A 20,657-nucleotide genomic window follows, 5' to 3' on the forward strand; every position below is an offset into this window, starting at 1 on the left:
CTATTACTCTGGAAATAGAAAAAATTGGAATCAAAATTATATTATAAACTTAGGAGAACCTATGATGAAAAATCGTAAGATTACTATTGGGATTGGGGCTGTTACAGTCCTTGCTGCTGTGACTTTACTCACAGCTTGTGGAAGTGGTCAGGCAAAAGGTAATGCGTCTAACACAACCAACAAGAACTTTACCGTGGCAACAGACCGGTGGGCAGATTGGGGTACAGACTTTGAAAAATTCCCTAATCAGCTTGCTAAAAAGGCAGGAATCAAGGTGAATTGGGATGTTTATGTGGATGCGAATTGGGCAGATAAAAAAGCAACAATCCTCTCAAGTGGAAATCTACCTGATGTTTTTATGGGAAGTAATACTTTTACTGACCAGCAAATTGCGCAAAATCAGAATGATTTTATTGATTTGAGCAAGTATATCAATGAAAAAGATATGCCAAATTTGATGAAGATGTTGAAGGATAATCCAGAGATAAAGGCAACCATCACAAGTCCTGATGGTAAGATTTACAGTCTGCCTAAGATTGCTCCAATGCGTCCAACCATTGCCAATCAATTGTTTATCAATCAAAAATGGTTGACTCAGCTTGGTTTGAAGATGCCAACAACTTATGACGAATTTGTCAATGTTTTAGAGCAATTTAAGGAGAAAATTCCTGGAAGTATTCCTTATGCGACAGGAAACTGGGATCCAGTATTTTCTTATATCTTACCTTTTAATAATCGTCTAGGTGCTGCGGGTACAAATGGGATGGAGCTTTACGATGGTAAAGTTGCTTGGGCATACGATACAGATGAATATAAAGCCGGAATTGAAGCTATGCATGAAGCTTATGCCAAAGGATTGATTGACCCTGAAATGTTTACAGAAACAACAACTCAGGCACAAAACAAAATGATGGCGACGACCGAAAAAGTAGGTGTAGCTGCAGGTTGGACAGCAGATGCAAATTTTGGTGCGAATGCCAAAGATTATGTTGCTTTGCCAGCACTCAAGGGACCTGATGGGAAGCAATATGTGATGAGTGATCCAGATCATTTTAACCAAAGTCGTAATGAAGTATTGGTTACGACACATGCTAAAAATGTTAAGGCTTTGATGAAATGGCTGGATAGTTTTTACACAGAAGATGCTTCTATCCAAAACTACTATGGTGAATTTGGAGTGGGTACAGAGAAAACAGCAGATGGCTATACCGTGTTAAAACCTACTGGTGAAAACTCGGCGGATACTCAAGCTTGGATTAACTCACTTCGTGATTTTGGACCAAAGGTTTGGTCAGAAGCGGATAACAGTAAAGTGACTTATCAAGACCAAAACAATGGAGATGCTTTAAAACTTAAAATGGATGCAACGTTGAAGCAATATGCATTACCTGCCTTTCCAAATGTCCAATACACGAATGAAGAGTTGAATACGATTGCTCAGGTTTATCAACAATTGAGTGCTTATGCGACACAAATGCAGGCACAATGGGTCACTAAAGGTGGTGTAGATAAAGATTGGTCAACCTATGAATCTAAGCTGAAAGCGATGGGACTGGACAAGTTCATGAAAATCCAAAATGATGCTTACAAACGTTATGAAAAACAAGTGAATAAGTAGTCGTGTACCTTGCTTTTTCGTCGAAGTTCAGTACGACGAAAAAGCAAAACGGGTTTCCGAACAACCTTAGTGAGTTGCATTGTCAGAGGTTTCCTCCTACCTCTGACTTTTCTTAGTGATGGTGGGAGAAAATGGGAAAATTACTCAATGTTAATAGTCCTGTAATGCGGATAATGGCGCGTGTTTGCGACCTTGTGATTTTGAATACGTTATTTATTCTGACGGCTTTGCCACTGATTACGATAGGGGCGAGTTTATGTGCTTTGCAGACTAATTTGCAGAGAATCTTGAGGCATCGCGAGTCAGGGTTGGTGCGAGATTATTTTCGAGCTTTTAAACAGAATTTTAAACAGGCGACTTTACTTTGGCTAGGAATTGTGTTGCTTGCATTTATTTTGTTTGCTGATTTTCGATTGATTCATCGTTTACCGATTCCCGCTGAATTTTTGTTGGGAGTAGCTGCGGGGATTTTAGCTATTTTTGTTGCTGTGGTGGCTATTTATGGATTTGCTTATCTGGGACGGTATGAAAATTCGATGAAAATGATGCTGAGAAATGTCATCATTTTGAGTTTACAAAATTTATTTCAGACCATCTTTTTATTGGTTTTTAATGGATTTGTGATTTATTTCACATTTTCTAGTCCAGAAGCACTTTTGACGATGATTTACGTGTTTACTTTTGGAGGTTTTGCGGCGATAAGTCTTGCTTCTGCGGTAATGATTAAGCAAGTTTTTGATAAAATAGAGAAAGATAAAAAAGCGAGCTGACAGGATTTCTGTCAGCCTACTGACAGCGAGAAATAGATGGTAAAAAATGAAGAATAATAAAATTATATTTGAAAAGGCACGATTTACGGTGCTGACGGAGCAATTGATTCGGATTGAGTACAGTGAAACGGGTCAATTTGAAGAAGGACAGACGCAGATTGTGCAAAATAGGAATTTTCCTGCTGTGGACTTTGATGTGATTGAAAAAGAAAATTCGCTTGAGATTTTGACTTCGTCTGTGCATTTGTACTATACAGGTGGTGAATTTTCAAAGTCAAATTTATTTGCGGATGTCAAATTTAATTTTTCAGTTTATTCTAATCGTTGGTATTTTGGTGAAGCGATTGAGGATAACTTGGGAGGAACGACGCGAACGCTTGATAAGATTGATGGTTCATGCCGATTAGAAGATGGCATCATGTCAAAAAATGGTTATGCGGTGCTGACGGATCATAGTTTGGTACTGACAGAAAATGGGGATATTGCGGGTCAATCTGTCAGCGGTGTTGATTTGTATTTGTTTGCTTACGGTCGTGATTATCGTAGCGCTTTGCGAGATTATTATTTGCTGACAGGCCCGACACCTGCTTTACCACGTTTTGCGCTTGGAAATTGGTGGAGTCGTTATTATGCTTATTCGTCAGCGTCATATTTGGCATTGATGGATCGGTTTGCAGCTGAAAAAATTCCTTTATCTGTTGCGGTGATTGACATGGATTGGCATCGGGTCAGTGATGTTCCAGCAAAATATGGTTCGAGTTGGACAGGCTATTCTTGGAATAAAAAGCTATTTCCAGAGCCAGAAAAATTTTTGAGTGCCTTGCATCGACGTGGGGTGAAAGTGACACTAAATGATCATCCGGCTGATGGTGTTCGGGCCTTTGAGGATATCTACCCTGTGGTTGCGGAGCGGATGGATTTAGACAAGGGATTGGAAGAAGCAGCAAAATTTGACTTTGATAATCCAGAGTTTCGTGCCGCCTATTTTGAGGATGTGCATGGGCTTTTAGAGCAATATGGCACAGACTTTTGGTGGTTGGATTGGCAACAGGGTGCTATTTCTAGCTCTGGTGCAGATCCGCTTTGGCTCTTGAATCATTATCAATATGCGGATAGTTTGAAAAAATCGGGAAATGGAATGCTTTTGAGTCGTTATGCGGGCCCAGGCTCTCATCGTTATCCGATTGGATTTTCTGGAGATACAGTAATTTCATGGGCGAGTTTAGATTTTCAACCTTATTTTACAAGTACGGCGACAAATATTGGATATACTTGGTGGAGTCATGATATTGGCGGTCATATGCAAGGTTCAAAAGATGCTGAGTTGACATTGCGGTGGATTCAATATGGGGTGTTTTCGCCGATTAATCGTTTACATTCATCGAAATCAGAGTTTACGAGCAAGGAACCTTGGCATTTTGATACGGTTATTTCATCTTCAATGAAGAACTTTTTGAGGCTTCGTCATGAACTCATTCCGTATCTTTATACTGCAAATCTCAGGACAGCACAGGAAGGTCGGGCATTGATTGAGCCGCTTTATTATGAATATCCGCTTGATGATGCGGCTTATCGGCATCCGAATCAGTATTTTTTTGGTGAACAACTGATGGTCGCGCCAATGACAAAGAAGATGAATACTGAGTTGCAGATGAGCGACGTTGAAGTTTGGCTGCCTAAGGGAACTTGGTACGACTTTTTTACAGGTCAAAGGTATGATGGAGATGTAGAGCTGAAAGTATTCCGAGAAATCACTGAGATGCCAGTTTTTGCAAGGGCAGGCAGCATTATCCCGATGGATAAAAACCCTTTGAAAAATGAAGAAGTACCAAGTGAAATCATCTGGAGAATTTTCCCTGGTGCTGATGGTCAGTATGTTTTGCTTGAAGATGGGCAAAAAACGACGGTCAAAGTCACTGACGGAGTGCTGTCAGTACTGACAGAATCTGAGAAGCAAGATGATTTTCTGTCAGTGCGCAAACACACAATTATCTACGCGGGACGTGAAGTTGCGACAAATCTGACAGGAAATTTTGAATTGGATTTGAAAATTTTCAGTGCTGAATTTGACTGGGACTTCAAAGAAAATTTATTTAGACGTTTGGATATTGCAGAAATTGATTATGTTGATAAGGACGACATTTTTAGTCGTCTGTCAGTACTGACAGCGTTTGATAAGCGAGTTGCTTTTGTCAAAAGTTTAAAAAATGTTGATTTACAAGATAATTTATTTGAGTTACTTTATAGTGGAAAATAACGTTAAACCTCTGTATAATGATATGCAGAGGTTTACCTTACTTTACAATATAGAAATAAGACAATAATGAAAAAAATCACACTTAAAGAAATTGCTGCGATGGCCGATGTGTCTGTGATGACAGTTTCCAATGTCATTCGTGGAAAAGACGCACGAGTATCACTGGAAACGAAAAATAAAATATTGGCATTAATCAAAGCCTATCATTATGTTCCCAACCAAAATGCGTCCAATTTGCGCTCTGGGAAATCGAAATTAATTGGTGTTTTATTTTATAAAGCATCAGGAGAAACTGATTTTACAGACCCGTTCATTTCGTCAGTGCTGACAGGAATCAAAAAAGTCGCCAATGAAAAGGGCTACTTTACGATGATTCATTCTGTTCATAATAAAAAGGGCATTGAAGATTTACAGCAAAATTGGGCTTTTGCGGGCTTTGTTGTGATTGGAGTGTCAAGCAGAGAATTTGCAAAAATTGATAAAGCGCTCTCAACTCCAGTCAGCTACATTGACACTTATTGGCAGGAAAATCAAGTTTTAGAAGAGAAACCGCGAAACTTCATTGGGACAGATGAAGAAAAAATTTCGGAGACGGTCGCGGATTATTTGAAAGCAATGGGTCATGAGCGTGTGCTTTTTTATAGCTTTGATTTTGATGAAGTGGAGCCTGGGGTCATCGAGAAACGATATCATGCTTTTTTGAAATATTTCAAAGGAGAAATTACACTGCGCTCTACGCCAAATGCCAGCTATCAAGCGATTTTAGAAAGTGTTGCACCCTATCTTATGGAACAGTCTTTTACGGCAATTTATGCAACAGCAGATATTTTGGCAGCAAATCTAAATCAGATTTTCAAAGATATTTCAATTATTGGTGTGGATAATGCTCCGTTTGACCAATTTATCTCTCCAAAATTGACGACGCTTGCAATTAATCAGATTGAAAAAGGCGAAATTTCGATGTTGAATTTGATTGCTTCTATTGAGAAAGGAAGTTCAGCTGACTTTTACTCGGACAGTAAGCTCATTGAGCGTGATAGTGTGCAAAAAATCCCGTCAGCGGACTGACAGGATTTTTTTGTTTATTTTTTAGGCACGATGGCGTTGACCACAGTGACTTGAGCAATCAATTGCTCGGATTCGTCTGTTACTCTAATCTCCCAGACGTGAGTGTGTCGACCTTTGCGGAGCAATTGTCCGTAGGCATTGACGATTCCTTCGGCTTTCTTGGGTTGCAGATGGTTGGCATTGACCGTTTGTCCAACGGCAAAAAAACCGTCAGTAAGGAGCTGATTGCTTGCCATGCCCGACGTAATTTCGCAAAAAGCAAGCGTTGCACCACCGTTCAGAAATCCTTGCGGTTGCGCATGAAAATCGTTAAGTTTCATCTGACTGACAAAGCGGTCAGCAGGTTGACCGAAGTTTTCAGACTTGTCAGTGAGAAGTTTGACAGGGCTGATATTGAGCTGTTCAATCATATTCATTGGAAAATTTCCTTTCTTATCGTAGCGTGTGAAAGCGCGTTTTCATTGATATCAACGCCAATCCCTACGCGAGTTGGTACAGTCATCCAGCCATTAGGAAAAGCGATTTCAGGCTTAATCAAGTCCTCATAAAAATAATGCTGAGAATCAGAAAGGTCTCCAGCCATTACATTTCCAGATAAAGCGGCAAGTTGGATGTGCAAAATTTTGGAAATTCCAGACTCCACCATGCTTCCTATCCAGAACCCAATTTTCTGTTGACGACAAAAATCAATCGCTTTCATCGTCTGATAAAGCCCACCAAGACGACCGATTTTGATATTAAGCATCGTTTTTCCAGGCAATTTTGCAATTTCTGTCAGTTCTGACAGCGTTTGGACAGATTCGTCAAAACAAAGCGGTGTTGTCAGTACTGATGAAATCTCTGTCAGCTCCGTCAGCTGGCTGACAGAAAAAGCTTCCTCGATACAAACCAAATTGAGCGTATCGAATTTTTTAATTTCTGCCCAGTCAGCCACTGAAAAACTTCTGTTGGCATCCACTGCAAAGCGAATTTGAGGAAATTTCTCTACCAGTAATTTTGTTCGTTCAAATCCATCTTTAGGACTGATTTTTATCTTGATTCGACCAACTCCAGCTTGTACGAGTTGCTCAGTTTCTTTGAGCAATTGCTCAAGCGGCATATCGCCTAAGACAGCTCCACGAGGAATTTTTTCTTGTAATGTTTCCTGAAAAAGCCCTGCAATTAAATTCTCATTCTTTTCTTTGAAATATAAATCTAAAAGTGCGTTTTCAAGCCCAGCAATTGCCATAGGCAAAGCATGAGCAAAGCGTTGATGAATATCAAACGGATGAGAAATGGAACGAGCCAAAAGATTAGGAATATAATCTTTTTCTAATTTTTCCCAAGAATTTTCAAAGATTTCAGAGGTATAAAATGGCGTGGTGAAAGAAACAACTTCTCCAAACCCAACCAATCCCATATCGTCTTCGACCTTTAAAATAATGGTGTCACGATACTTGACCTCACCTTTGGCTGTTTTAAAATTAAACTTCATTGGAAGTTGAACATGATACATGGTAATTTGCTTGATTTTCATACTTTCAAATCTTTTCTTAATATTTTTCCTGAGGCATTCTTAGGTAAGCTGTCCATAAAGTGAATTTCATGAGGAAGTTTATATTTTGCTAATTTATTTGCCATAAAATAACGTAATTTTTCCTCAGAGCATTCGCCTGCAACAAAAAGGACAGGGACTTGTCCCCAAGTCCTATCAGTCCTTGGAACGACTGCACATTCACGAATTTCTGGTAGCGTATAAACCAAATCTTCGATTTCCTTGGGATAAATATTTTCTCCACCAGATATAATCATATCTTTTCTGCGATTGAGCACATAGAGAAAACCATCATCGTCCAAATAACCAATGTCCCCCGTCTCAAAAGCCTCACCATAAGGCGCTTTACCTAGATAAGCCGTCATAAGCATCGGAGATTGCAGCCAAATTTCGCCTGCACCTGTTGAGTCTTTTTGGCGGATTTCGATTTGAACACCAGGAAGCGCTTGACCAACAGATGAGAGTTTCTCAGGAAATTCTAAGATATTAAAGGTAACAGACTGTGAAAAACTCTCTGTCATCCCGTAAGTTTTATAGACAGGTAGTCCAAGTTTTTGACTTTTTGAAATCAAAGGTTGAGGAATAAACTCACCTCCCAGCAAAATCATCCGCAAATGGCCTTTAGACATTTTATCTATCATGCGACTGAGCATTGTAGGGACAAGCGACATCATATTAATCTTATGCTCATCAATAAGCTGTAAAATCTCATTTTCATCAAACTTGGATAAGATTGTGGTGGCAGTTCCATTAAAAAGTGAGCGCATGATGATTGAAAGCCCGCTGACATGAAACATAGGCAGGACGACCAGCCAATTATCCTCTTCTTGCACACCGATGGTAAGCTGTGAAGCCTTGACATGACTGGAAATCATCCCCCAAGTAATCGGGACAGATTTGAATTTTCCAGTCGTCGCACTCGTGTTCATGATGACAGCAATCTTGTCGTCAGAAAAATTTTGTTCCAATTCAACCTTTGAGGAAGGACCTGCCATAATTTCTGAAAAACTGATACTTTCCGCAACTTTTCTTACTAAATTGTCAGAGGTAAAAACGCGGCTTATCCCTAATTCATCAAGCTGTTCAGTCAGCTCATGCTCGGTCAGGTGAGTATTTAATAACAACACTTCCTTTTTCAATCCGAGTAAGGCGAAGAGGACAATCGCCATATCGACGGAGTTCTCAGAAAGGAGCGCTACTCTGGACTCGTCGGCAACAAGGGACGACAAATGATTGCCCATCCGCTGCGTTTGAATATAAATTTCGCTGAACGTCCGTTCGTTCAAAAAAGCTTGCTTGGGGCGTTTTTCGGCTTGTTCTTTTAACCATTTCATATAAAAATTTTAACAAAAATACGCAAAAAAAGCGCTGAATAGAAATCCAACGCTCAGATTGAAGGTAAAACCAAATCCGATTAGAAATTCGGCTTTTGACATTGTATAATCAAAGCATCGCAAATCGCGAAGCGACCCCAAAGACCGCCCAGCGGGCTAATCTTAGGAAATTTATCCTGCAGTGAGATTGCCAACAGCTTTGCTGTTGAGATAGTTCCGCGAGCACTGCCATAGGGCGTTAGCGCTTCAGCGCTTAGGCTTCTTGGACATGGTGACCTGATACCGTAGGTGTCAGGTTGTACCATCACTGCCAGATAAATTTCAAAACAAACCTTTTAGTTTAAGGGAATTTAGGGAATTGGTCAAAATCAGGTTTACGTTTTTCCTTGAAAGCATCACGCCCTTCTTTGGCTTCGTCGGTGGTATAAAACATCAAAGTCGCATCTCCTGCAAACTGTTGAAGACCAGCTAAACCATCGGTAGCAGCATTCATTGAGCCTTTGAGCATACGGAGCGCCATTGGTGAGAGTGCAAGCATTTCCTCAGCCCATTTGACCGTTTCTTCTTCGAGTTGGTCAAATGGCACGACAGTGTTCACCATGCCCATATCCATCGCCTCTTGGGCGGTGTATTGGCGACAGAGGAACCAGATTTCGCGGGCTTTCTTTTGCCCCACCATAGCAGCGAGCAATCCTGCACCATAGCCAGCATCAAATGAACCAACACGAGGGCCAGTTTGGCCAAATTTTGCATTGCTTGAAGCAATCGTGAGGTCGCAAACGATATGAAGGACGTGTCCACCACCGATTGCAAAGCCATTGACCATCGCAATGACAGGTTTTGGTGTAATCCGAATCAAATGTTGCAGGTCAAGTACATTTAAGCGAGGAATTTGGTCTTCGCCCACATATCCACCATTGCCACGGACTTTTTGGTCACCGCCAGAGCAGAACGCTTCTTTATCCTCACCTTTTCCGTGATTTGCGCCCGTCAGGATAATGACGCCGACATTTGTATCATCACGTGCCACACTAAAGGCATCAATCATTTCAACAACCGTTTTTGGACGGAAAGCATTACGAACTTCTGGACGGTTAATCGTAATTTTTGCGATACCGTTATATGTTTCATAGATAATATCTTCGTAGTTGCGATTAAGAGCAACCCAGTTAAATTTTGACATAAACTTTTCCTTTTACTAGTATTTTTTATAATAATTTTCTATCAGCACTGCGATTTCGATTAGTCGCTTTGCCTTTTGCTCTTGCTGCTTTAGCAGTTAAGCAAACGGACAGCAGAGTAACGAAATTGTGGAGATAGTGAAATCGACAGTAGAGCAAAGTGGATATAGAGCGAATGGACACCTTGTGGTATCGGTATTCGGAGTGTTGATGGAGATGACAAAAAATTATTCCTCCTCATTATAACACAAATATTCTGTCAATATTTTATTGTAAATCTCAGGATTTTCCAGATGAATATTATGACCAACATTCTCAATATTGACCGTTTTGATATGAGGATGTGGGGCGAAAGTTTCTCTTGCAATCTGAGTATATTTTGTATCTAAAGCGCCTGAAAGATAAAGTATATCTGCGTTTATTTCATCAATATGATCAGAAACATCTTCAAGTTGACCCTGTCCAGTTGCACGTAGTGTGTTAGCAAGGGAGTGAGGAGCATTTGCAGTGCGACGTTGCCAAATTTGCTTTTGTAAGTCTGCTGACAGCTTTTTTTGGCTGTCAAAAAGGGCTAGATTTCCCCAGAAATCAGCGAACCAACTTGAGCCGTTTGTCAAAATCTTTTGAGCAAGTGTTTCATCAGAAATCCGTCGCTGCTCGCGCTCTAGCTCCGTTGCGAGACCACTTCCCGTTGACTCCAAAATCAAATGCTCAACAGGCGCCAAAGGATAGGCAAGGCAGTAGCGCAAAGCAATCCGTCCGCCCATCGAATAGCCCAAAAGGCTAAAAGATTTCCCGTCAGCCAGCTGACAGAAAAGTTGATGAAGCGCTGTCAGCAGATTTTCGAGGCTGTAAGCGGTCAGTTCAGTCGGTTTTGATGAATTTCCATGTCCGATAAGGTCAATGGAAAAAATCTGATAGCCCGAGATATCAAGCAAATCCCAAGTGCTGGAGTCTTCCGAGAAGCCGTGCAGCGCAAAAAGCGGCTTGCCTACACCATGACTTTTTACGGCATATTTTAAACCATCAATTTCAAAAATTTGTTCAGTAAAATTCATTTTTCCGTGTATTTCTTATGGAGGGCAAGACTACGGTCTTTGTCCGTTTTAATTTCTAGCAAATGAATGCCGTCAGTACTGACAGAACGTCTAAAAATTTGGTCAAAATCGTCATAACTATCAACTAAATGATAATCCAAGCCTGTCAGTACTGACAAAGCTGAAAAGTCCAGCCCGTGAGGTGTAGAAAAGAGATAATCAAAATTCGGCACGCCTTTTTGCGCCAAATGATGGAAAATCCCGCCGCCGTCATTGTTGAAAAGGACAATCGTCAGATTGAGCGCGTGCGTTTTGCCGATGATTAGCCCGTTGAGGTCATGCAGCATGGACAAATCGCCCGTCAAAAGAACGGTAGGCAGTCCAGTAGTTGACAAGCCAAGCGCCGTTGACTCTGTGCCATCAATGCCGTTCACGCCACGATTTCCAAAAAGTTTTGCCGTTGATTTTCCTTTTTGCCACCAATAATCCACATCGCGAATTTCCATGCTGTTTGACACCAGCATTTGCCCATTTTCTGGGAAATTTTCTTGGAGTTGAACAACAAATCGTCCTTCAAAACTTTCAGATTCATTGATCACAGTATCAAGTTTTTCACGCATTTGTTGCTGCGCGGTTTGCCATTTTGACAGATAAGCTGTGTCCGTATTGGCAAATTGAACCGACTCAGCAAACGTTTTCGCATCGCTTTGCACCATATAGGTCGTCGTTTGCGAAGGATTACGATAAGAAAGTGAAGGGTCAACCTGAACAAATTCACTGTCTGCATGAAGTTGGATAAATTGCTGAACGCGTTTTGACACAGGAATTTGTCCAAAAAGTAAGATAAGCTCAGGTTTCAACGTCATTTTCAGCTCAGCATTAGTCAAAAAAGCATCGTAGCTGTCAATGATATTAGGATGATTACTTTGACGCAAATTTGATAAAGGGTCAGCTAGAGCCGGTGCATTCAGCTGTTCTGCCAATTTCAAAATCGCATGATGAGAGTCAGCGTCAGCATTTGCATCAGGTCCAGCCAAAATCAAAGTTTTATCCGTGAAAATTTTTTCGTCAAAACTTGTCGTCATTTTCCCAGCAGAAACACGGAAAGCGTGAGCAGAACGCCCTTTTTCGTAATATTTAGGATTGAGCTCAGGCACAAGCGGGTCGCGCAGCGGCACATTGATTTGTACAGGTCCAGCCGCATTACCCATTGCTGCCAAGAAAGCACGTTGTGCCACTTTTCGCGGATAAGTCCAAAAATTAGTTTCCTGCGGTGTCTCAAGATTTTCGTAGTGATTCACAAAATGACCAAAAAATCTTGTCTGATCAGCCGTCTGAGGCGCACCAACGAATTGTAGCTCAGATGGACGGTCAGCGGTTAGTACAATCAGTGGAATGCGACTCGCTTTTGCCTCAGTGATTGCAGGAAAATGATGAGCGCCAGCAGAGCCAGAAGTACAAACAAGTACAACAGGACGATGCTTTGCCTTAGCAATACCCAGAGCAAAAAAAGCGGCAGAACGTTCATCAATATCAACATAAGTATCATATTGTTGATATTCTTCAAAAAGCATAGCGAGCGCTGTTGAGCGTGAACCAGGACTAAACACTGCTTCGCGCACTCCCAAATTAAATAGCTCGTCTACAAAAGGAGCCAAATATTCATTAGTCATTATTATCTTTCTATCATAAAGCTTCTAAAATCGTTTTTAATTTTATTTTTGTTTCATTAAACTCATCAAGACAATCAGAACTTGGAACAATCCCACAACCTGCATAAGCATGAAGTGTATTCCCATCAATGAGTGCAGAACGAATTCCCACCACAATTGTTCCATTTCCTTTAGCGTCAATAACACCGATAGGCGCTGCATAAAGCCCACGTTCATAGGTTTCATATTTCCTGAGAAAATTTAGTGCCTCCTCTTTAGGCTCTCCCCCTAATGCAGGAGTTGGATGGAGGTGCTTGGTCCAGTCAATGAGTGAGCCATCTTCATTATCTGCAGTTAGCACTGTCTTGAGATGATAGACATTTTTTAATGTCATGATACCCGTCTGCCCCACTGTCACACGTTTTGCCCGTTCAAGAAGACTTTGACGAATTTTTTTGACTACAATATTATGTTCATGCAAATTTTTAGAATCATGGAGAAGGGCTGTATCATTCAGAGGTAGTCTAGGCATTGTTCCTGCTAAAGCAAAACTTAGAATTTTTTCTTCTTGTTTTTGAACAAGAATTTCTGGGGAAGCACCAAGAAAAATCTTTTCCCCTTTCTGATAAGCGAAGATGAAACAACCAGGATTATTAGTGATTAATTTTTGCAAGATACTTTCAACATTAAAACCAGTATCAGAGGTAAACTCAAGTTCGCGTGAAGCAACAATTTTTTCACTACGATGTTGGGCAAAATTTTCTTGAATTTTGTTAAAAAGTCTTTCCCATGACCCAAAATCGGAAGATTTTTCAGTTACACGGTGAGTGATGAGGGGGAATTTTCCCTCTTTAATTTCAGGAGTTCCATCAACTGAAAGCATATAGGATTCATGATTATTTTTTACAAAATAATGTTTGAAAACTAAAGTTTCTCCACCAAAATCTTCCCAAAGTTTCCCTTTAATTTGATTAAAAAAGGTCTGAGTATAGAAAGCATAAGGATAGGAAGCGTTGGGTGTTTCGATTGCTTTAAGACGTTCACAACCTATAATCAATTGATTTTGTGTACTGTCATACCAAAAGAAACGTTCTCCGCCCTCAAAGTTAGCCCAAAAAGATAAGGGATGATTTAATATTAAATTTGTTTTTATATAGTTCATTTTTTAAATACCAATATGAATTATAACACAGGACATAGTAAAGGGGGAAACTTTGTAGCTTAAAAAAGTATATTTGTATAGACCAAAACTTTGTGATAAAATATTCTTAGGATTACAAAATTTCCAAGATTTCAAATCCTGCTACTAAAACCCTCTGTTTATTATTAATAGAGGGTTTTAATTTTATGTTAATCTAAAAAAAGACCAATGCGGTCTTTTTTTATTCTTGATTAAAATTCTCCGTATCAAACTCGGGAATTTGCTCCCTTAAACGAGAAGCAAAAGCTTCAGCACCCAGCACCTTGAAAGCAGTTACAATCTCATGCATTTCTAATAATGCTTCCCCCTTATCTTTTGTATAAAAATGAAAAAGCGCTAATTTAAATTGTAGGGTACCTTTTTGGAAAATATAGTGTTCTGGAAATGGATTGACGCTCAGATACTTTTCTACTCTGTCTAAAAGGTCATATTCTTGTTTATAAAGTAATGTGTCAGTAAGATTCACTAAAGCGATATAAGTGTATAAACGAATATTGAATGTCACAACTGAATAGTTGAAAGGATCTAATAAGCGCTGTAAAAATAATCGTAAATCTGCTGTATCGAAAAGATAAAAGGCTCTGCCACAAAGCTGGATTTCAAACTCTCCCCAAGTTTTTGTAGAAAGTAAGTATTGTTTAAGATTAAAAATTTCTCTCTCATCAATTTTATAATTGGAATCAATCTGATGAAGGAGTGCTTTAATGCTTGTTATCTGTAGTTGGAGGCTGCGGGAAATAGGAGCACCATGCCCTTGTCGCTCTAAATTTTTTAAAAATGTTTCAATTTCAAGATAATTTCTATTGTCAAGTGCAGTAATAATATTAAGCATTGAGATTGAATAAGAGGTTCCAGTCGTTTCCTCTAAGCGAGTAAAGTACTCCTGAGGCGAAAGATTCATTTTTGATAGAAGGTGAAAAAACTTATCAATTGAGAGATTCACTTGTCCATTTTCAAATCGAGATAATGTAGATTGAGAAATATTACTATCGGTCAATTCCTTAATTGAGAATCCCTTTTGTAATCGGAGAATTTTAAAAACAGCACCATAATTTTTATCCATTGATTAATTTTAAAATTTTTTTAAGTAATTAGTAAGCTATAAATTACAAAGTTAAATAACAAATTATGCATATATGCCTTGCATTTTCGATTTAATCCTTAATTAAGTCGAAAAACGAAAAAAATGTAAAATAATAATCCTAATTAACCATTGATTTAAGAAAAAAACATTGATACTATTAAAAAAATAAATCATTTGATATTATTTTGAAATAATTTACATATTATGAAAGAACTAGAAATGAAACAGAAGAAAATCAAAAAAATCTTAGTGGCTATCTTGCTTACCCTAATATTATTTCTAGGAGTTAAGGTTACTTACGCGGCAACTTCTGATTTCACCGTTAGCCCAACTATTCCTCAAAATCAAGTTGAAGGAAATCATGGTTACTTTAATTTATTAATGAAGCCAGGAACAAGCCAGGAGATATCAATTAATCTAAGTAATACAACATCACATTCTATTACAGTTGAAATGTCATTTGCGCGTTCAACTACAAATGGAAATGGTTTAGCTATTTATGATGCTACGATGGATAAAGCAGACGAATCGTTAAAGTACAACATTGAAGATTACGTTAAACTTCCACAGAAAGAGATAACACTTGCTGCTCATTCTCAGACAGCAGTTATCTCAAAAGTAACAATGCCAACTAGTGATTTTAATGGAGTTTTAGCAGGTGGTTTTGCTTTTAAAGAAAAAAACTCAGAATCATCAGCAAATCCTAAAAATGGAGTTTCAATTATTAACGAATATCGTTATGTTATCGCGCTTGTCATGCAGCAAAATACAAAAGCTGTTTCTCCCCAACTCCATCTCAACCAAGTTGAAGCTTCACAAATTAATTCAAGAAATATTATTTCTGCCAATCTTCAAAATTCTGCATCAGCTTATCTTCAAGATATGAATGCATCAGCTACGGTTAAAGGAATCACACATCCAGAATTAAAATATAGCATTCAAAGTTCTGAGATGAAAATGGCTCCAAATTCCAATTTTGACTTAGCTATTCCAGTATCTATCCAAGGGAATATGGCTAATCAAACTTCTAAAGCACTGCAGCCTGGGAAATATCATCTTTCTATGACGGTCTATGGTGTAAAAAATGCAGAAGGGCGTTATCAAACAACCGTTAATGGTCAAACTGTAAAGTATGAATATAAATGGAATTTTGAAAGAGACTTTGAGATTGCAGGAGCAAAAGCAAGTAAGCTCAATCGTAGTGACCCAACAGTACGCTATAAAGAACCAATTAATTGGTTAATGATTATCGGAATTGCGCTCATCCTCATTATAGTGCTATTGATATTCCTAATCTTTATCTCTAAACGTAAAAAAGATAGCCATAAACAGAATGACGAGTAGAAGCTAATAAAGAAAGGAAGAGAAACTTTGAATAAAAGAATGAAAAAATTTTTTATCTCCATGGGGTTCTTGATAGTGATTGCTTACCCCTTCTCTATCTCCGCTCAAGAAGCAACCGTGCGTACGACTCAGGGAACAGTTGGTTTCACTGGTACCTTTCCCTCTAAGGAAAAACCAATATCCAGCTCATCCCAAAAGCCGATAGCGAGTTCTGGGAATAAAGAACTTCCTAAAACGGGAGAAAGCAATGCATCATCTATGGAATGGATAGGGTTAGGGTTACTTAACCTGACTGCTGGACTGGTTTACTTAAGAAGAAGTAGATAAGCCCAATATTACTTAACTTGATAATTAAAAATTTTAATTATATATTTCACAAACTAAGGAGAAATCAACATGAAAAAAGCAATTACGCTTTCCGCATCAACTCTTGCTCTTTTTGTAGCAGGAGCAACAGGAGTTTCAGCAGTATCTGCAGCTTCAGTTACCGCTACTCAATGGAATTCAACTGGAACAGTTGCATTCACAGAAAATACGACAACACCACCAGATGTTACAAATCCAGAAGTTCCAGGAGAACCTGGTCCTGGAGGTACACCGGGTGCTTTGGCGATTGACTATGCTTCGGATCTTGATTTTGGTACGCACGAGATCTCAGCTTCACAAGCGACTTATTATGCAAATCCAGATTCAACAGCATTTAGTACACCAGTTGCAGCATTTGTAGAAATGCATGACCTCCGTGGTTTAGGAACAGGAAATGCTACACAATTGACAGTTACTCAGTTGGCACAATTTACTAACGGTACATCTGATTTAAATGGTGCTGCTTTGAGCTTCTCAGCAGGTACTGGTGTGAATGCTGGTGGTGGTTCTTATGTTCCAACAAGTGTTGCAGGTTTCACATTGACTCCAGGCAATGCTCAAAATGTAATGTCAACAGATGGTACGGTTGGACAATACTTAACAAGTTATGGTCAAGCTTCAGATTATGAAGGAACTGAAGTTGGAGGGCCAATCTCTCTAAGCGTTCCTTCTGGTTCAGCTGTGGCAGGTAATTATACAGCAACTCTCCAATGGGATTTGACAACAGCGCCTTAATTTAGGAATAAAAAAGTTGTCTCTTCTTAATTGAAGAAACAACTTTTTCTAATTTATACGGTGTATGCAACGAAAGAGAAAACAACAATGGGAAAAGTAAAAATCTTACTTAAAAAATCTACAAATATTGCCGCAAGTGCCTTACTTTTGGTAAGTACCTTGTTGCCAACTCTAGCTCTCAAAGGGCAATCGGTAGTATCAGCGGCAACTGCGACTACAAGTTTGACACCGGGCGGAACCGTTGATACAGGTAATCATACATGGGGATTGAGTGATTTTCAGACGGCTAGCAATTACACTCCTGTGGGTAAAAATACGAGCGGTTCGGGATGGACGAGTTCTTCAACTTATAATTTTGGAACCTATCAAACCAACACAGGTTCGTGGCTGCCCTTCAATGGTGCAGTTGATATGACTCATTCTATCACGATTAGTGGGGCTACTTTTGCTAATGCTGGGGGAATTAATCCAGCAACACACTTGGGAGATGCCAATGGTATTTTGCTCACGAATTTAGCTTCTTCACAACTTTCAGGAGGGGCAACGGGAGGAAATCTTGGAGTAGGAAATCTTGGTTCAGGAACCTATTTCATTGGTAATAATTATTCTCATACTCCTTACTATACTCTTCTTGATCTAAGTCAAGGCTATCAAACAGCTAGTGTTGTTGCACAGGGAAATGGTTCAGGAGCGAAAATACTCAGTGCAAGCTCTGATTATACACCTAATAACAACTCCACCAATGCTTTTTCTATGAGTTGGACTAATCCTGTTTTAAACTCAGATGGAACAGTTACAGGAACAATTAGTTATACTTCAAGAAATGCTGGTACTGATTATACTACTTCTACATCAATTACTGTTCAGAAAAGTATGTCAATTGGGTTCATGGCTGCGACTGGAGGCAACTATGCTCAAATGTCTGTAACAATTAATGGAACTACAGCAGGAAAAGGAGTACAACCAGTTAATGTTAATTATCTTAACACCGCAACGGGTAGTCAACTGGCGCCAAAAGGAACAGCTTGGCAAAATTCGACAATTAGTGCAAATGTAGGAGATAAAATTGGTGTTGTGGCTCCGAGCGGTTCAGGGAATGCTGCAGATAACTATGATTATCTTGCACCTGTAGCACCTGCGGGATATAGTTTTACTTCAGTTTCTCAACCAGTTACGGTTCAAAATTTTCCTAGTGGTACAACAAATCCTAACCAAATTAATGTTTCTTACACACCACAGTCACAAACTGCAGGATTTACTTATAGTTATGATCCTACTGCTCAACGAACTCCAACTGCCCCACCATTATTTTCAGCATCAGGTGTTACAGATCAAACTTTAGTCGCTGCATCTCCTAATTTACAGATGAATTTAGCAGGTCAAGTGCCAGCTGGATACTATATCTCTAAAATTACTTCGGCACTTGGAGGAACAACGGTTGGAAGCACAACAGCAGGAACTTTATCTTCATTTTTTGCATTGAATCCGACTTTTGATGCAATTGCTTCGAACAATCAGTATCAGATTACATTATCAGCGTTGAACCAAACTGGTACAGTAAGTTTTGCTTATGATACAAATGTTCCTGTGGGGGCTCCGATATTGCCTGCTAGTCTAGCGTTATCAGGCTTGACTGGTTCAGACTTAAACTTTGTTATGCCCACTCTTCCAGCTGGTTATACTGTTTCTAATGTTTTAGCTCCAAATAATGTAAATTATTCTTCTGTTGCAGCAGCTTTGGCAGCAAACAATTATTTTATTGCTGGTATAAATAATTTTAAAGTGACTATCTCTGCTATGGCACAAAGCGGGACAGTGAGTTACAGTTGGGCTTCGAATGTTCCTGGACAAAATGGGGTAGTTGGTGAACTTCAGGCAACTTTACCAAGTGCAACTTCTTTATCGGGTGTCACAGGTAGTGTAATTAATTTTACTCCAACGATTCCGACAGGTTATGGTATTGATACAGTAACCGCTCCTGATGGAAAGATTTATACAGATACTACTACATCAGGGATGACAGCTTTGCAAGCAGCACAAGCGGCAAACTCAACTTTTGTCAATGGTGCGAATAATTTTACAATCAGTCTGAGGGCACTTATGCAAAAGGTGGAACTAAATGTCGTGGCAGATCAAGCTTCTGGCCCTAATCCGCCCACTAATCCTGACTCTCAAACTATCACAACAGCTTTGACGGGTGCTCCAGTGAGTATAACAGATATTGCATCAGCACAAAACTGGTTGAATAATTGGATGACCAACAATGCAACAGGTTGGGCAATTAAAAATTATGTAGACCCTGAGGGTCAAAGCTATACTGATTCGACGAAGTCTTTAGCTGAGGCAGTTTCAGGAGCTGGAGGTGTTGTACTTGCTGGTAATAACACCTATACAGCAAATCTTACCTATAACGGAAGTATTAGTTTTGTTTCTGTACCATCAACAATTGACTTTGGTAGTCATTCTATTGTTTCTAGTGAAGAAGATTATACGGGAGCGCTTGACCAATCTGTGGTTGTCTCTGATACGAGAGCGACAAGTTTATTAACACCTTGGACGGTTTCTGTCGCCCAAACTTCACCGATTCAGGAGGTAACACAAAATGGAACAGATGGTTCAGGAAATCCAGTTTATGTTCCAGTGACGGGTGGTATTTCCTTCATGAACTATCTTTCATACGATGGAACGGTATTGACAGACAATCCAGAGACAATTTATTCTACAACAACGGCTGCAACTGGCACAACGACAGTGATTGATGCAGGGACATCAAGCTTGTTTAAATTGTCAGTCCCAGTAGACTTCCAAAAGTCTAATACTAATTTTGAAGGAAGCTTGACTTGGACGTTAACTAGCGCTCCATAGGAGGCTATTAAATAAAGATGACGCTTAATACAAAAACCATAAAGAAAAGACTTATTCAACAAAAAATGGGAATTATTCCCTTTGCTCAAGCGATAGGAGTTCTTCCTATTAACCTTTCGGACTACCTATTTAGAGGAAAACCGATGACAGATTTGGAGATGAATAAGTTAGTCAATTATTTTGAGAAAGAAGAAAGTGTGATAATGCTGCCGAAAAATTCTGCCAATGCTGATACACTTTCTCTGTCTCTAGGTAAAAAAATCAAGATGATTAGGGAAAAGCGTCGTCTTTTACCCTCTGATTTTGTGGTTTTATTATCTCCAGAAATTCCTGAAAGTTTATTTTCAAAATGGGAAAAAAATAGAGAGGTTCCACCAGTTTCTTATTGTGTCCAAATTGCAGACTTGGGAGAAGTGAGTCTAGATTGGTTGTTGAGAAATTAAGGTCAGATGATTAGTATGTGATAAAAAAGAATTCTTTAAGAGTTCTTTTTTATTTGCTCGTTAGGATACTTAAGACTTTGATAGTGAAAAGGGAAAAAGTTGACTTAGTACTGGTGGTGAGTTTTTTAAGATGATATAATGAGGGGGATAAATGTTTTGGGAGAATGA

Annotated in this window: 17 protein-coding genes; 9 read left to right on the plus strand and 8 right to left on the minus strand. The window is 39.3% G+C overall.

From position 1 onward, the window contains the following. Positions 1 to 64: 64 nt before the first annotated feature. The 4 genes from D7I46_RS01605 to D7I46_RS01620 all read left to right on the plus strand — a co-directional run bounded on the left by D7I46_RS01605 (position 65) and on the right by D7I46_RS01620 (position 5,713). Positions 65 to 1,618: a type 2 periplasmic-binding domain-containing protein gene (locus D7I46_RS01605; RefSeq protein ID WP_120771281.1), complete on the plus strand. Its 1,554-nt coding sequence runs from the start codon at positions 65 to 67 to the stop codon at positions 1,616 to 1,618. 131 nt (positions 1,619 to 1,749) lie between these two features. After that, positions 1,750 to 2,388, plus strand: coding sequence for a YesL family protein (locus D7I46_RS01610; protein WP_120771282.1), 639 nt, complete (start codon positions 1,750 to 1,752; stop codon positions 2,386 to 2,388). Between the two features lie 46 nt (positions 2,389 to 2,434). Next, a complete protein-coding gene (locus D7I46_RS01615; protein ID WP_120771283.1) occupies positions 2,435 to 4,645 on the plus strand; it encodes a glycoside hydrolase family 31 protein in 2,211 nt (736 codons plus the stop codon). A 66-nt stretch (positions 4,646 to 4,711) separates the two neighbouring features. Beyond that, on the plus strand, positions 4,712 to 5,713 hold the full coding sequence (locus D7I46_RS01620; protein WP_120771284.1) for a LacI family DNA-binding transcriptional regulator: 1,002 nt from the start codon (positions 4,712 to 4,714) through the stop codon (positions 5,711 to 5,713). Positions 5,714 to 5,727: 14 nt separating this feature from the next. Here the strand turns inward: D7I46_RS01620 and D7I46_RS01625 are convergent, their stop codons facing one another. The 8 genes from D7I46_RS01625 to D7I46_RS01660 form a co-directional block, all read right to left on the minus strand. Beyond that, the gene (locus tag D7I46_RS01625) at positions 5,728 to 6,129 is read right to left on the minus strand and encodes a PaaI family thioesterase (protein WP_120771285.1); all 402 of its coding nucleotides are present in this window, start codon (positions 6,127 to 6,129) and stop codon (positions 5,728 to 5,730) included. Continuing rightward, positions 6,126 to 7,229, minus strand: coding sequence for an o-succinylbenzoate synthase (menC, locus tag D7I46_RS01630; RefSeq protein ID WP_120771286.1), 1,104 nt, complete (start codon positions 7,227 to 7,229; stop codon positions 6,126 to 6,128). Before menC ends, D7I46_RS01625 begins: the two co-directional genes overlap by 4 nt. Further along, positions 7,226 to 8,581, minus strand: a complete 1,356-nt coding sequence (menE, locus tag D7I46_RS01635) for an o-succinylbenzoate--CoA ligase (RefSeq protein ID WP_120771287.1) — start codon at positions 8,579 to 8,581, stop codon at positions 7,226 to 7,228. The genes menC and menE overlap by 4 nt, the downstream gene beginning before the upstream one ends. Before the next feature lie 340 nt (positions 8,582 to 8,921). After that, positions 8,922 to 9,764 (minus strand): 1,4-dihydroxy-2-naphthoyl-CoA synthase, encoded by an 843-nt coding sequence (gene menB / locus D7I46_RS01640; protein ID WP_120771288.1) that lies wholly within the window; start codon positions 9,762 to 9,764, stop codon positions 8,922 to 8,924. A gap of 225 nt (positions 9,765 to 9,989) precedes the next feature. Further along, the gene (gene menH / locus D7I46_RS01645; protein WP_120771289.1) at positions 9,990 to 10,820 is read right to left on the minus strand and encodes a 2-succinyl-6-hydroxy-2,4-cyclohexadiene-1-carboxylate synthase; all 831 of its coding nucleotides are present in this window, start codon (positions 10,818 to 10,820) and stop codon (positions 9,990 to 9,992) included. After that, positions 10,817 to 12,472 carry a 2-succinyl-5-enolpyruvyl-6-hydroxy-3-cyclohexene-1-carboxylic-acid synthase gene (gene menD / locus D7I46_RS01650; protein ID WP_120771290.1) on the minus strand — a complete coding sequence of 552 codons (1,656 nt, stop codon included), beginning with the start codon at positions 12,470 to 12,472 and terminating at the stop codon, positions 10,817 to 10,819. Before menD ends, menH begins: the two co-directional genes overlap by 4 nt. Positions 12,473 to 12,485: 13 nt before the next feature. Beyond that, entirely contained in the window at positions 12,486 to 13,613 is a 1,128-nt protein-coding gene (locus D7I46_RS01655; RefSeq protein ID WP_120771291.1) for an isochorismate synthase, read from the minus strand. 220 nt (positions 13,614 to 13,833) lie between these two features. Next, positions 13,834 to 14,715 carry a helix-turn-helix domain-containing protein gene (locus D7I46_RS01660; RefSeq protein ID WP_120771292.1) on the minus strand — a complete coding sequence of 294 codons (882 nt, stop codon included), beginning with the start codon at positions 14,713 to 14,715 and terminating at the stop codon, positions 13,834 to 13,836. Positions 14,716 to 14,955: 240 nt separating this feature from the next. Between D7I46_RS01660 and D7I46_RS01665 the strand changes: the two genes are divergently transcribed. The 5 genes from D7I46_RS01665 to D7I46_RS01685 all read left to right on the plus strand — a co-directional run bounded on the left by D7I46_RS01665 (position 14,956) and on the right by D7I46_RS01685 (position 20,489). After that, on the plus strand, positions 14,956 to 16,080 hold the full coding sequence (locus D7I46_RS01665; RefSeq protein ID WP_120773257.1) for a WxLIP family cell surface protein: 1,125 nt from the start codon (positions 14,956 to 14,958) through the stop codon (positions 16,078 to 16,080). A gap of 27 nt (positions 16,081 to 16,107) precedes the next feature. Continuing rightward, positions 16,108 to 16,407: an LPXTG cell wall anchor domain-containing protein gene (locus D7I46_RS01670; protein ID WP_120771293.1), complete on the plus strand. Its 300-nt coding sequence runs from the start codon at positions 16,108 to 16,110 to the stop codon at positions 16,405 to 16,407. 69 nt (positions 16,408 to 16,476) lie between these two features. Further along, positions 16,477 to 17,181: a WxL domain-containing protein gene (locus D7I46_RS01675; protein ID WP_120771294.1), complete on the plus strand. Its 705-nt coding sequence runs from the start codon at positions 16,477 to 16,479 to the stop codon at positions 17,179 to 17,181. A gap of 87 nt (positions 17,182 to 17,268) precedes the next feature. Then, complete coding sequence (locus D7I46_RS01680; protein WP_120771295.1) at positions 17,269 to 20,046, plus strand: beta strand repeat-containing protein; 2,778 nt, start codon at positions 17,269 to 17,271, stop codon at positions 20,044 to 20,046. A gap of 17 nt (positions 20,047 to 20,063) precedes the next feature. After that, a complete protein-coding gene (locus tag D7I46_RS01685; RefSeq protein WP_120771296.1) occupies positions 20,064 to 20,489 on the plus strand; it encodes a helix-turn-helix domain-containing protein in 426 nt (141 codons plus the stop codon). Positions 20,490 to 20,657: the final 168 nt, after the last annotated feature.

Source organism: Lactococcus allomyrinae, assembly GCF_003627095.1.
GTDB classification, from domain to species: Bacteria; Bacillota; Bacilli; order Lactobacillales; family Streptococcaceae; genus Lactococcus; species Lactococcus allomyrinae.